Origin of the sequence: Cupriavidus pinatubonensis, from assembly GCF_019602855.1 — a bacterium.
In the GTDB taxonomy this organism is placed as follows: domain Bacteria; phylum Pseudomonadota; class Gammaproteobacteria; order Burkholderiales; family Burkholderiaceae; genus Cupriavidus; species Cupriavidus pinatubonensis.
Genome location: NZ_CP080768.1, coordinates 44,201 through 56,855 on the forward strand (window position 1 = coordinate 44,201; position 12,655 = coordinate 56,855).

Annotated in this window: 13 protein-coding genes; 8 read left to right on the forward strand and 5 right to left on the reverse strand. The window is 60.9% G+C overall.

Annotated features, from left to right (window positions below):
* Positions 1-52 precede the first annotated feature (52 nt).
* The 5 genes from K2O51_RS30970 to K2O51_RS30990 all read right to left on the reverse strand — a co-directional run bounded on the left by K2O51_RS30970 (position 53) and on the right by K2O51_RS30990 (position 2,200).
* Entirely contained in the window at positions 53-334 is a 282-nt protein-coding gene (locus tag K2O51_RS30970) for a hypothetical protein (protein ID WP_220631842.1), read from the reverse strand.
* Between the two features lie 211 nt (positions 335-545).
* Positions 546-962, reverse strand: a complete 417-nt coding sequence (locus K2O51_RS30975; protein ID WP_220631843.1) for a phage protein NinX family protein — start codon at positions 960-962, stop codon at positions 546-548.
* A gap of 4 nt (positions 963-966) precedes the next feature.
* Positions 967-1,419, reverse strand: coding sequence for a phage protein NinX family protein (locus K2O51_RS30980; RefSeq protein WP_220631844.1), 453 nt, complete (start codon positions 1,417-1,419; stop codon positions 967-969).
* 13 nt (positions 1,420-1,432) lie between these two features.
* A complete protein-coding gene (locus K2O51_RS30985) occupies positions 1,433-1,690 on the reverse strand; it encodes a hypothetical protein (RefSeq protein WP_220631845.1) in 258 nt (85 codons plus the stop codon).
* 99 nt (positions 1,691-1,789) lie between these two features.
* Positions 1,790-2,200, reverse strand: a complete 411-nt coding sequence (locus K2O51_RS30990; protein WP_220631846.1) for a hypothetical protein — start codon at positions 2,198-2,200, stop codon at positions 1,790-1,792.
* A 102-nt stretch (positions 2,201-2,302) separates the two neighbouring features.
* Between K2O51_RS30990 and K2O51_RS30995 the strand changes: the two genes are divergently transcribed.
* From K2O51_RS30995 to K2O51_RS31030, 8 genes are all read left to right on the forward strand, one after another.
* Entirely contained in the window at positions 2,303-2,524 is a 222-nt protein-coding gene (locus tag K2O51_RS30995; protein ID WP_220631847.1) for a hypothetical protein, read from the forward strand.
* A gap of 1,099 nt (positions 2,525-3,623) precedes the next feature.
* On the forward strand, positions 3,624-4,061 hold the full coding sequence (locus tag K2O51_RS31000) for a universal stress protein (RefSeq protein ID WP_425333006.1): 438 nt from the start codon (positions 3,624-3,626) through the stop codon (positions 4,059-4,061).
* Between the two features lie 51 nt (positions 4,062-4,112).
* Positions 4,113-4,829 carry an ABC transporter ATP-binding protein gene (locus K2O51_RS31005; protein ID WP_220631848.1) on the forward strand — a complete coding sequence of 239 codons (717 nt, stop codon included), beginning with the start codon at positions 4,113-4,115 and terminating at the stop codon, positions 4,827-4,829.
* Positions 4,823-7,189: an ABC transporter permease gene (locus K2O51_RS31010; protein WP_220631849.1), complete on the forward strand. Its 2,367-nt coding sequence runs from the start codon at positions 4,823-4,825 to the stop codon at positions 7,187-7,189. Before K2O51_RS31005 ends, K2O51_RS31010 begins: the two co-directional genes overlap by 7 nt.
* Before the next feature lie 34 nt (positions 7,190-7,223).
* Positions 7,224-8,381: an efflux RND transporter periplasmic adaptor subunit gene (locus K2O51_RS31015; protein ID WP_220631850.1), complete on the forward strand. Its 1,158-nt coding sequence runs from the start codon at positions 7,224-7,226 to the stop codon at positions 8,379-8,381.
* 247 nt (positions 8,382-8,628) lie between these two features.
* A complete protein-coding gene (locus K2O51_RS31020; protein WP_220631851.1) occupies positions 8,629-9,540 on the forward strand; it encodes a cation diffusion facilitator family transporter in 912 nt (303 codons plus the stop codon).
* A gap of 123 nt (positions 9,541-9,663) precedes the next feature.
* A complete protein-coding gene (locus tag K2O51_RS31025) occupies positions 9,664-11,961 on the forward strand; it encodes a heavy metal translocating P-type ATPase (RefSeq protein ID WP_220631852.1) in 2,298 nt (765 codons plus the stop codon).
* A gap of 5 nt (positions 11,962-11,966) precedes the next feature.
* The gene (locus K2O51_RS31030; protein ID WP_425333008.1) at positions 11,967-12,578 is read left to right on the forward strand and encodes a hypothetical protein; all 612 of its coding nucleotides are present in this window, start codon (positions 11,967-11,969) and stop codon (positions 12,576-12,578) included.
* Positions 12,579-12,655 lie beyond the last annotated feature (77 nt).

Consider the following 12,655-nt stretch of genomic DNA (forward strand, 5'->3'; position numbering starts at 1 on the left):
ACTGCCCGGGCCGGGTGGGTGGCCACCGCAACGGCGGCCAGTTGGCTCTCTTTTAGGACAGCGCAGCCGAGCGCAGAGCCGTCATCTTTTGCTCGGTGAAAGCGAGCATCGCGGGGCGGAAGGTGTCCGAGTCAGACCCGGCCTCGCTGGTCAGGAACTCCTCGGCCCAGTCGGCTGCCAGCGCGGCCATTCCGTCGGTGCCGTTGGCATGCTCCATCAGCGCGATCCGAGCAGCCTGCGGCAAGTTGGCCCAGTGGATGCCCGCGTGCAGCGCCATCGATGCGGTGACTTCCAGATGCTCTTTCGGGTCGACGGTCTTTGCGATGGTCGACATGGAGTCTTTTCTCCTTGGTGGATGTGCTCTATCAATGAGTTCAGGCTACAGATCGCGAAGAGACCGAAGCAAATATATTTTGCGCGGCGCGTCCTCGGCAAACGATGCGGGCGGACGTCGGGCCTCTTACGTGCTCAGGGGAACGCGCGCCGGTCAAGTCTGCTGGGGATTGCACCGCCCTCGCCCTGATCCATGGGCTAGGCCAATCCGCTCAGCCTGGAACCTCGATCGTCCAACCGAGCCTTGCCACGACGAAGCAGCGCATTGCTGCAACAAGCAGCGTTTCGCCCGTGGCGCATTGAGGCTCGTGGTTGGAATTCCACTTGCGCGCCAGCCATGCGCCGCCGAATCGATCAAGGGTGATGAGCTCCCGCTCGATGATCGGCCCTGTAGCGCTCCAGGAGCCCGAGTAGTTCGGAATAGGCTCCGAGTTGCCTGTGAACGGATTGACGATTACCTGGCTGTCTACCTGCTTTGCCAGGTGAGCGGCAATCTTGTCTTCATCCCACGATAGTGCGGCGACGCGGCGAAAGTGATCATGGGAGGACATCAGTTCGCAGCCTAGCGCCTTAGCTACCGCCCAATCAAGGGCGGCGCCGGCGAGATCCGTTGTCTGAAGGACTGTCATGGAATCAGCCCTTCAGCAGGTCGTCAGGTACTGCGACCTCGTTGCCTAGCGTCGTAGCGACATAGCAGCGCATGGCGGCGACCAGTGACGTTGGCCCGGAAAGCTCGACCGACATCTTGAGGTAGGACCTCCAGCTTCCGTCCGACCACTTCTGAACGGAGATGCCTTCGCGCTCAATGATGGGACCGCCTTGATCCCAACGCTCGGAGTAACGAAAGCGGCCCGTGCGGTGCTGCTTCAAGTCCTGGTCGTAGTGGACATCCTCGCTCCGCAAAGTCAGGAAGTGTTCGAGGTGCCGCGCGCTACCGCTGTCTAGGTTCGGAATCTCGCACGTTGCCACTGCCCAATCGAGGGCTGCGCCGTTCAGGTCTTGTGTCTTGATGTACGCCATTGCGCCGCTCCATTCGTCCGCATCGTTGATCAGTAAGGTCACGATATCGATTTGGACAGGACCCACGCAAACCGAGACTTCAGGATGCCGCGCTCTTTGCCTCCTCCCACTGCTTCCAGCAATCGCGAAGGAACGCCTCGAACGCCTCTGGCTCGGCGCGACCGTACGACTCGAACAGATCCAGCACGTTGCCGTTTCGCCTCGCCTCCGAGAATACGAAGCAGTCCACCACGTCCTTCGCGATACCGAGTCCCGCCATCTGCTTTTGCATGTCCTCGCGGAAGAACATCGCCCGCTTCACCCAGGAAAGAAATTCGAGATACTCGAGTGTTGGCACGGTGTCAGCTGATCGGTGTCGAAAGGCCACGGCTCACATGTGAGCCGGGCAATGTTTGGGAGTGGTGACCGAGCTTGGCCACCAGCAACCGGCCCAAGTTCACGCGACCGACTTGGCGGCTTCGCGAAGCTGATCGAATTTCCGCATGGTGAACGTGTACAGATGCGACGCGTAGTCCTGCTCGGCGTCGCCGGCGTGCTCCGCCTCCCACTGGCCGATGAATTCTTTAGCCCAACCCGTCAAAAGCTCCTGCAGGCCGGCGCTGCCACCGACGTGATCCATCAACGCTGCGTGCGCCTTGCCACCGCCCGCGGGCCACGCGCGGCCGACCAGAAAACCCATGGCAGCCGTTGCTTCGAGACGCTCGGCCAGTTGGCTCTCGACGTCGCAGCGCCCTGCATGGAAGGCGTGGGCCCCAATCTCCCGGTATCCACGATTGCCGGGGCGAGCCTCCCCGAACATCCGGTCCAGATATCCGGTCACGGCGGCGGTCGCGTTTTGGGTTTGCATAAGGTCCTCACAGGTTGTTGTAAAGTGAGAACCACGGTACCGACAACGGCAGGAACCGCGCAAATTCTTGGTTCGGAATGTCCAACCCGCGAGGAGGCACAGATGAAACAAGTATCACTGACCATTCCAGAAATTGGATTGATTGCCGGAACACGGGCGGCAGGCGCTGCGGGTCTCGCGCTGCTGCTCAGCGACCGAATGAATCCGGATCAACGCCGCGCCGTTGGCTGGACGCTGCTCGCTGTTGGTGTCATCACCACGGTGCCGTTGGTCGCGCAATTGCTTGGCAAACTTCAGTCGGACAAGAGCCCCGACGAGAAGTGAAGTAACGGCGTGAGGGCCAGAGCCAAAAAAATGACGGAGCTCGACGGCCGCCCGATCTGGCCGGTCTCTACCGGCCGCCCTCCGCCGAGCTGCGGCCGTCGCTGACCGACCCGGAACCGCCGTTCGAGATTGGGCCAATGCAACGGCGGCTTCCGGACGTACTGCAGCCGTTCGCGAGTTGAGTTAATCGTTGAGTAATCGGCTATCTCAGCTTTTCCTATAGAGGGGCCATACCTTCTGACTGTCGACTTAGCTCCCGGCAGGAGATCCCATCGAGGATCCATGCCATACGTTCCTGGCGAACTGTAAGCGGCCGGGGTAGTTGTCGATGAAACTAGAGCCGTCGAGGGAGAAATTCGCCGAACGACCATTGATGCAGCGAGCGCTCTAATCGAAAGCCGAGTTCCCAGTGCAGCCAGTTTGAACCGTCAGGCGTGTGGGAGATGGCTGTACAGCATAGTGAGCTGAAATGCTTTCGCATAATGGCATTTTCTTCATCACGATTGGAATTACGTCCTCACGGCTGGCTTCCTCGGACTGCTGGCGTTGGGTTAGCATGCGCGCCACCTTATGACGCCGCGTAGCCACGGCCAAATCTATCTCACTGCCGGACACAGAGAAGCCTGCCCACTGCCGGCGGTGGATTGTTCAGCTTGCTGCCATTTACTCGGGCGTCGGCGGAACCGCAGTCACATCCTGTTGCGCTTCCTCGAGGTATCCAGGAGGAAATTGTTGCTCTGGCGTGACCAGGGGAACTCCTTGCGCCATGGCACTCCCAGCCAGACCCTTACCCTACTCGATGGCGCCCAGATGATGATGGCTGCATCTCCGGTGTGCGCAACCGAACGGCCGGAGGGGCGGCCCAGCCGGACAATAGTGATCTCTTCATGACGGCTCGGCCGTATAGCGCGGCTTCTTGCGCTTACAGCTTCTTTGATCCAGCCCAAATCCGTGAATGGTTCATCATCTACCTTACGAACATGACCATGTGACTTGTGCGGTAGAAGAGAGCCGCGGAGGCCCGTGATCCGTCGCGTTTCGCGATATCCTGCGGCGCAACATACGATCGTCGCCGTCTTTGCTACTCAAGGAAAAAGTGATGCAAATCGTACTTGCGGCCGATGGGTCAACGTACAGCGATGCGGCGGCACAATGTGTGGCTGCCGGGAAATTACTGAAGGGGCCCTTGCTCGTACACCTGGTTCACTGCATGCCAGACGTGTCGGGAGAGGTGAAGTCCTACATCAGCGCCGCTGACCTTGCAGCATGGCACTCCGACGAGAGTGGCCGGACGTTGCGTTCTGCTGCTGAGATCCTGAGCGCAGCGGGTGTTCCCTTCGAACAGCACGCGCTGACAGGTTTTGCCCCAGAGCGCATCGTCGAGTTTGCAAGTTCTGTCGATGCGGCGGCGATCGTGATGGGCACTCACGGCCGTGGCGCATTCCTGGATGCCATTGTCGGTTCCGTAACGGGCCGCGTCATTGCCCACGCCCCATGCCCCGTCCTTCTAGTGAAGGCTGGCACTGCCAATAGCTAATGACTGGGAATCCCATACGGTTTGACCTCCGGTAATGAAGTCAGATCTTCTATGCCCAGCGATCGCAGTCCGCTCTTTCGCGTGCGCAGCGTCTACAAGACGTATCAAACGGGCGAGGTGGTCGTCCACGCGCTGAACGGTGTGGACCTCGACCTTTATGACCGGGAGTTTGTTGTCCTATTGGGAGCATCGGGGAGCGGAAAATCGACGTTGCTGCATATACTTGGCGGACTGGACCGACCGACGTCCGGGACCATCGAATACCGGGACCATGACCTGGCACACGCCGATGAGGCGGGTCTTACCCTTTACCGCCGCGAGCACGTCGGCTTTGTATTTCAGTTCTACAATCTGATTCCGAGCTTGACGGCCCTGGAAAACGTCGCACTGGTGGCCGATATCGCCGAGCATCCCATGAATCCGCTCGATGCCCTTGAGTTGGTAGGGCTATCGGCGCGCAAAGACCACTTTCCAGCGCAACTCTCCGGCGGAGAACAGCAGCGCATCGCCATTGCCCGTGCCGTCGTCAAGCAGCCGGACATTCTTCTCTGCGACGAGCCGACCGGAGCGCTGGACTACAGCACGGGGAGGCTTGTACTTGAGGTTCTTCATCGCGTGAATACGGAGCGGGGCGCAATTACAGCCATTATCACCCATAACACAGCCATAGCTGCAATGGCTGACCGGGTGCTGCACATCAGCAGTGGCCGCATTACGGAGATTGAGCAGCATGCGAGCCGGGCAAATCCATCGGAGCTGCGATGGTAGCTGCACGCTTCACCATGTTATCGCGCGAGTTGTGGCGGCTTCGCGCCCAGGTTGCTGCCGCGGCGCTTGTCGTCGCATGCGGCATAGCCGTGCTTGTCGCGATGAATGGGGCATGGCGCTCTCTTGCATCCGCCAAGGACCGCTACTACGAGATGCAGCGCTTTGCCGATGTGTTTGCCAATGTAAAACGAGCGCCAGTTTCCATCGAAGGTCCCATTCGGGCCATCCCGGGGGTGCGCGAAGTCCTCATGCGCATCGTCCATGACGTTAATGCGGATGTACCGGGCACGCGCGAGCCGGCCACGCTACGCCTGATATCCCTGCCAGCCCCTGGCAAGGCCGGCATCAATGCGCTATGGGTTTCACGGGGCCGACTTCCCGACCCTTCCCGTGACGACGAAGTCGTCCTTAGTGTCGCCTTCGCAAATGCCAATGCACTGGATGTCGGGGGGCACGTGACAGCCATACTCAATGGTCATGCCCGCCGGTTGACGATCACTGGCCTGGGAATGTCACCAGAGTATGTTTATGAGGTAGGGCAGGGCATGGTGTTTCCGGACAACCGTCGGTTCGGCGTCATGTGGATGGGGCACGCCGCAATGGAGTCCGCCTTCGATATGGAGGGGAGCTTCAATGATCTGGCCATCCTGCTTGACGCCGCGGCCCGTCCCCAGGAAGTCGTCACAAGGCTGGACCGGATGCTTCTCCGTTACGGCTGCCTCGGGGCGTATGAACGGAAACTGCAACAGTCGAATCGATTCCTTAGCGATGAACTCGACGAGATCCGCGTGATCGCCAGCTATGTTCCGGCCCTATTTCTGGCAGTGGCGGCTTTCCTGTTGTATACGTTGCTGAGTCGCCTCGTTACCTTGCAGCGGGCTGAGGTTGGTTTGCTGAAGGCGTTTGGCTACAGCACCGGGACCGTAGCTCTCCAATATGTGTATTTTGGCCTCGCGACAATATTGCTTGGGGTGCTGCTCGGCGTGCCTGGCGGCCTGTATCTCGAGAAATTGCTGATCGGCTTATACCGCCAGTATTTCCACTTCCCCGCGCTGAACGCCGAGGTCTCGCCCGGGATCGTGGCCGGCGCTGTCATGGCGAGTGTGTGCGCGGCCTCCGTGGGCAGTGCATCGGCCGCCTTGCGTGCAGGGCGATTGTCACCGGTCGAAGCGATGCGTCCTGAGTTACCCCTCGGCTTCCGGGCGAGCTTTCTCGACCGTGCAGGCCTCCTGGCGGTGCTGCCCATTCCCCTGCGCCTGATTTTTCGCAATCTGGCTCGTAGGCCGGGCATGGCCTTGATGTCCATCACCGCCATCGCGCTGGCCGTGGGTTTGACCATCGTCGGACGGTTCGGACTCGATGGCGTCAATACGATTCTCAACCTCCAGTTCGGCCGCGTTCAGCATGAAGATGTGACGTTGATCTTCAACGAGCCGCGCCCCCTGCGGGTGATCCATGACCTGGCCCAGATGCCGGGCGTCCTGCGAGTCGAGCCATTTCGGATTGTGCCGGTATGGTTACGCAACGCAAATCGCTCAAAACGCACCGAAATCACAGGTCTGGACACCACGGGCGAGTTACATGAGATTACGGGCTACACCTCCGGACGTCATCCGGTTGCTTCGGACGGGCTTGTACTCTCTGCAAGACTGGCGGCGGAGCTGGGCTTATCGGTGGGCGAGCGAGTCGAGGTTGAAGTGCTCGAGGGCCGCCGCAACAGTCTGGTCATGCGGGTAGCGGATGTCGTCGATGACCTGCTGGGCGCCGCTGCCTACATGGACCACAAGGCATCGTCCCGCTTGCTGGGCGAAGCGCCGGCAATCAGTGGGGCGTACCTCCGCGTCGACGCCTACAAGGCACAATCTCTGTACCAAAGGCTCAAGAGCCTGCCCGTCGTGAGTTCCGTGATCATACGCTCCGCTGTGATCGCCAGCATCGAAAGAACACTTGATCGGACGTTTGTCGTCTCCAGTCTTGTGCTGGCGGCTTTTGCCACGGTCATCGTGGCCGGGGTCGTTTACAACAACTTTCGCATTGCGCTGTCCGAGCGCGGGAATGAACTGGCCAGTCTGCGGGTACTTGGTTTTTCCCAGCAAGAGGTTGCGGGGATTCTGCTTGGCGAGCAGTTCCTTCTGACGGTCTTGTCCTTGCCGGTCGGCATCGCCGTGGGCTATGGCTTGTGTGCCTTGCTCGTCCCCGTGTTCGACCGCGAGGCCTTTCGCATCCCGCTCAGCCTGAGCAGGCAAACACTGGCGCAGGCATTGCTGCCAGCCATCGGTGCCGCGGCCGTGGCCGGACTGCTTGTCCAGCAGCGGCTGCGACGGCTGGACCTGATCGCCGTGCTGAAAACCAGAGAGTAAGGTGATGCGGTGGTCAAAAGCTAAGACGTTGCTGATGGTGGGCTCTGTTGTGGTTGCGGCAGGCCTTGGCTTTCTGCTGATGCCAGAGCCAGTGGATGTCGAGGTGGTGCGCCCGTCCGTTGGAGCGATGGCAGTCACCACGAGCGAGGAGGGCGAGACCCGAAGTAGGGAGCGCTACGTGATTGCCGCGCCTGTCGCAGGAAGACTGATGCGGATCAGCTTGCGGGAGGGCGACTGGGTGCGTGAAGGCGAAGTGGTGGCGGAACTTGCGCCACTCCCGCTGACAGCCCGGGAACGCGAAGAAGTCGAAGCAAGGGTGGCTGCGGCGCGTGCAGCGTACCGTGAGGCGCAGGAGCGCGTCCGGCATGCCGCCGAAGACTACGCTCAGGCGCAGCGCGAACTGCTGCGTGTCGAGAGGCTGGTGAGGGAGCGCTTCCTGTCTCCTCAGGCCGGGGAACAGGCCGCCAACGCCACCATTACCGCCGGCAATGATCTCGCCGCGGCGCGCGCCCGCGCCAGCACCGCCTTGCAGGAGGTCCGCGTGGCCGAGGCTGGCCTGCTGGCCATCGAGCAGCACAAACGAGGGCGCTGGCCGGTCGTGCCGGTTCATGCACCCTTCACCGGGGCCGTATTGTCCATTCCGGAGCGCAGCGAGCGGGTTGTCGCTGCGGGCGAGGCCTTGTTGACGATCGGCAATCCACATGACCTGGAGATCGTGGTCGAGCTACTGTCAACGGAAGCAGTCAAGGTGCGGCCGCAGATGCCGGCGAGGCTGGAAGGATGGGGCGGCGACCAGGTGGTACAAGGCAAGGTCAGGCTCGTGGAGCCCCATGCGTTCACCAAGGTATCCGCCCTCGGCATAGAAGAAAAGCGAACCCGGGTAATCATCGACGTTATTGATCCACCCTCTGGACTGGGTGACGGATTTCGCGTCATCGCGAGCATTGTGCTGTGGCAGACCGATCACGCGACAAAGTTGCCCGCGAGTTCGCTGTTCCGCTGCGAGACTGCGCAATGGTGTGTGTTTCGGCTTGAGGGCGACCGGGTGCGGAGGACGGAGGTCAGGATTAGCCACCGGAATTCGGATGAGGCGGAACTGCTTTCTCCCTTGACCGACAGCATACAAGTGGTTCGATATCCGCAAAGCAGCCTTCAGGATGGCCAGCGGGTAAAGCTGCCTACCGGCCCATAGTCCATTGTGTCAGTCGAAATGTACCCAGAATCGACTGCGCCCCTGGGTTACATGCCATGTCGCCGATGTTCGCAACCGCCGCGCCGTTGCAGCGGATTGCGCTTAGTGTACGGTGCCGGAGGTGCAGCTTTCCGGAGCGATTACCCCGGCGCCGTGGGCGAATGAAGGCTGGTTGTCTTCCATGGTTGGTTGAGGTGTCGCGCGGGCGCTAATATTTGGCTTGTCGTCGAATCACAAGGCACTGTCAATGCAAAAGCAAGATGGATTGAACCCTGAAACCGACGAAATGCCAGCCAGTCAGGCTGCGGCAAGACGAAGCACGCTCGTGAGCGTCTCGGTCAATATCGGCCTGACACTCGCCCAGGTTGCCGCCGGAATTTTTGCTGGCTCCCAAGCGCTGGTGGCCGACGCAATTCATTCCCTTTCGGATCTGGTTTCGGATTTCGTTGTCCTGTATGCCAGCCACCATAGCAAGAAGGCGCCAAGCCAAGCCTATCACTTTGGGCACCAGCGTTTCGAGACTGCAGCCTCGCTGATACTTGGACTTCTTTTGCTAGTCGTCGGCGTCGGCATGCTGTCAAACGCCGTACTCAAGCTTGAACATCCGGATTCAATCCAGCCAGTACGAATAGTCGGGCTCTGGGTCGCCCTTGGTGCGCTGGCAGCCAAGGAATTGTTGTTTCGGTATATGCTCGCGATCGCCGAACGAGTCCGGTCAAGCATGCTGGTTGCAAATGCCTGGCACGCTCGGTCGGATGCAGCATCTTCGCTGGTGGTGGCAATGGGGATCCTGGGCAATACCCTGGGTTACCACCTGCTGGATCCGATCGCGGCACTCGTGGTTGGCCTGATGGTGACAAGGATGGGCTGGCAGTTTTCCCGAAGTGCCCTGCGGGACCTGATGGATCGTGCGATCGACGCGGAGACGGTAACGGCGATTCGGAATGCCATGCTGGAAACGCCAGGCGTGATCGGTGCGCACGATGTGCGGACCCGGAAGATGGGTGACATGATTCTCGTGGACGTCCACCTTGACATCAATGCAGCGGCGAGCGTGAGAGAGGGTCATGACATTGCGCTCGAGGCGAGACGTCGAGTGATGAGCCGCAAAGATGTCCTCAACGTCATGACGCACGTGGATCCGGTCGACGTGGCATGAAGTCTTGTGATCAATCGACAAAATGCACTTGGCGAAACTGGGCGAAACTGGGCGGAACTGGGAGGAACCATTGCGACTTGTTCTCACAGAGATAATCAGGTGCATTTCTCCCTAGGTGCAGACATGCGCTTCGGCTCTCGCTTCCTCAATACTGCATTGCTTGTCAACTCCGTCGTGACGCTGGGTGCTGGCTTGTTGGCAAGCCGGTGGAATTACCTGTCGGCGGCGGCCATCCATGTCATCTGGCTGTTGGGCGTTGTGCCGATCTTGGTTGCACTGAGCGCTGCGATCGTGCGCGCCGCGCTAAGGAGGCAGCAGGGCGTAGATATCCTGGCGTTCCTGTCAATTGGCTTCTCGCTAGGCATGGGCGAGTTTCTCGTGGCTGCCGTCATCGCACTGATGCTAGCCAGTGGGCGCGCGCTAGAAAGCTTCGCGGAGGCCCGCGCGCAAAGGGAAATGACGGCACTTCTCAGCCATGCGCCGAAGGTGGCCCATCGTTTTCAGGACGGACAATGGCAGCAGGTCGGTCTTGAGACTGTCCAGGCGGGGGACCGGTTGCTAGTCCGCCATGGGGAACTTGTACCGGTCGATGGCACCCCGAGCGTCCCGGTGGAACTGGACGAATCAGCCCTCACGGGCGAATCCGTGGTGCAACACCGGGTGGCCGGGAATGCGGTCTGCAGCGGCGTGCTGAACGTGGGCGCTGCTTTTGAGATGGTCGCGAGCGCCCCCGCCGAGCGCAGCACCTTTGCCGGCATCGTGCGAATGGTCGGGAAAGCACAAGCCGAACGCAGTCCGTCCGCTCGCTTGGCAGACCGGTATGCACTTGCCTTTGTGTTCGCGACGGTGCTTCTGGCTGCTGCGGGCTGGATTGTCAGCGGGGACCCGGCGCGCTGCCTCGCTGTTCTGGTCGTGGCCACGCCCTGTCCGTTAATCTTGGCAGTGCCGGTGGCCATCGTTTCCGGCCTGTCCCGCTGCGCGCGGCGGGGTGTACTTGTCAAAGGCGGCGGCGCGCTTGAGAGGCTCGCTGTGGCCAGCATCCTGTTCTTCGATAAGACAGGGACGCTGACCGGGGGGCACGCACGCCTGGTGGATGTTGCGTGCGCGGAGGGGCATGAGCCAGAAGAGGTACTGAGGCTTGCCGGTTCGCTGGCACAGGCGTCGAACCACGTGATTTCAGAAGCGGTCACGCTTGCGAGCCGCGAGCGAGGCATTTCGCTACAGCCTCCGAGCCAAGTGGTGGAAAGCCCTGGGGCCGGGGTCAGAGGTGTCGTGAATGGACGCACGATCACGGTCGGATCGCCTTCTTACGTCCTGGGTGAGGGCGAAGTGCCGGCCTGGTGCACGAAGTTCCTGGAGCGGCTCGGCTACGAGGGTGCGTCGGCGGTATTCGTGGGGGCGGACGGGAGGGTCATCGGGGCACTCCAGATGGTAGACCGTATTCGCCTGGAGACGCCGCGCGCACTCCGTCTCTTGCGACAGGAGGGCATTGTCCGGCAGGCGATGTTGACGGGCGACCGCCAGGACGTAGCGGAATCGGTCGGCGCCATGCTCGGTGTTACCGAGGTATACGCCGCCCAAACGCCAGGCGACAAGCTGTCGGCCATCCACGCTGCCCGCGCCAATGGGACAGTAATCATGGTGGGTGATGGCGTCAACGATGCGCCAGCGCTAGCTGCCGCGGATGTTGGCGTCGCCATGGGCGCGCGCGGTGCGGCGGCGTCCGCCGAGGCGGCAGACGTGGTTGTGCTGGTGGATCGGCTCGATCGTCTCGTCGACGCCGTACGCATCGCGCGGCGTGCCCGCCGTATTGCGATCCAGAGTGTCGGCGTGGGGATGGCCTTGTCCTTGGTGGCAATGGCTGCGGCGCTGTTCGGCTATTTGCCGCCGTTGGCCGGTGCCATGCTGCAGGAAGCAATCGATGTCCTGGTCATTGTCAATGCATTGAGGGTTCTCAGGGCGGAGAAGGGAGGGGTCACGCCGCGCCTGCCTGCAGTGGATGTCGAGCGCCTGAAGGCCGAACACGCGGAGCTCGAGCCCATCCTCGACCGGGTTCGGGCGCTGGCCGACGCATTGCCACGGGTGACGGCCGAGAAGGCTGCCGCGGAGCTGACGAACCTCAGCCAGACACTGAATCAGGTTCTGGTTCCACACGAGCGTCGGGATGACACGCAGCTCTATCCTGGCATGGCGCGCCTGCTTGGTGGCGATGATCCGCTCGCGGCGCTGAGTGGCATGCATCGCGAGATCTTCAGGGTAACTCGGTTGCTGGACCGGATCGTTGCCAACTTGCCGTCGGACGGGCCAGACGAGACGAGCGCGCGGGAATTACAGAGGCTCCTCTATGGACTCGATGCCATCCTGCGGCTGCATTGCGCGCAAGAAGATGAGCTCTATTTTGTCTTGGGAGGACAAGGATGAGCGACATTGCAGACTTGCTTGTCCTGGTCGTCGTGATCTTTGGCTTGAATCTGATGCCAGCCTTTGCCCCGCCGACATGGATGGTAATGTCATGGGTAGGTTTTTCGCAGCCAGAGGCCAACCCCGCCCTTCTGGCGCTTGCAGCGGCATGTGCAGCGACTACCGGCCGCCTGGTTTTGGCCCAGATGGCCTTTGCACTGGTGCGCCAGCGCTGGATGCGTGAGGATGACAGACGGAACATCGATGTCGTTGGTCAGTGGCTGGAGCGCCGCAAAAGCATGACGGTGGGGTTCATGCTTGCTTATGCCTTCAGCCCATTCCCCTCGAACTATCTCTTTATTGCCTACGGCCTCACGGGGATGCGGCTTTGGATGATTGGACTGCCATTCTTTGTTGGACGCCTCATCAGCTATTTTGCGTGGACGCATCTGGCCCAGGTGGGCTCGCGCTATCTGGACACGGATCTTGACGGGGCCTATCTCGGTCTCTATTTCGTTCTCTCGCAGTTGCTTCTTCTGGCGGCCGTGTACCTCTTCACAAAGGTGGACTGGGTATGTCTGCAGCATGAGCGTCGCCTACGTTGGCGACGCTCACGGAAATTATCTTCCCCACCGTGACGAAGCAACGCGCCGGAACCTGGTCGATTTGGGGTACCTGTCGGTCGAGCCAGGGGTGTCCGGTGCAACCCCTCGCA

Excerpts from the sequence above, each read along its gene's own strand:
- K2O51_RS30970 (WP_220631842.1), bottom strand. The coding sequence starts at position 334 with ATGTCGACCATCGCAAAGACCGTCGACCCGAAAGAGCATCTGGAAGTC.
- K2O51_RS30975 (WP_220631843.1), bottom strand. The coding sequence starts at position 962 with ATGACAGTCCTTCAGACAACGGATCTCGCCGGCGCCGCCCTTGATTGG.
- K2O51_RS30990 (WP_220631846.1), bottom strand. The coding sequence starts at position 2,200 with ATGCAAACCCAAAACGCGACCGCCGCCGTGACCGGATATCTGGACCGG.
- K2O51_RS30995 (WP_220631847.1), top strand. The coding sequence starts at position 2,303 with ATGAAACAAGTATCACTGACCATTCCAGAAATTGGATTGATTGCCGGA.
- K2O51_RS31000 (WP_425333006.1), top strand. The coding sequence starts at position 3,624 with ATGCAAATCGTACTTGCGGCCGATGGGTCAACGTACAGCGATGCGGCG.
- K2O51_RS31005 (WP_220631848.1), top strand. The coding sequence starts at position 4,113 with ATGCCCAGCGATCGCAGTCCGCTCTTTCGCGTGCGCAGCGTCTACAAG.
- K2O51_RS31010 (WP_220631849.1), top strand. The coding sequence starts at position 4,823 with ATGGTAGCTGCACGCTTCACCATGTTATCGCGCGAGTTGTGGCGGCTT.
- K2O51_RS31015 (WP_220631850.1), top strand. The coding sequence starts at position 7,224 with ATGGTGGGCTCTGTTGTGGTTGCGGCAGGCCTTGGCTTTCTGCTGATG.
- K2O51_RS31020 (WP_220631851.1), top strand. The coding sequence starts at position 8,629 with ATGCAAAAGCAAGATGGATTGAACCCTGAAACCGACGAAATGCCAGCC.
- K2O51_RS31025 (WP_220631852.1), top strand. The coding sequence starts at position 9,664 with ATGCGCTTCGGCTCTCGCTTCCTCAATACTGCATTGCTTGTCAACTCC.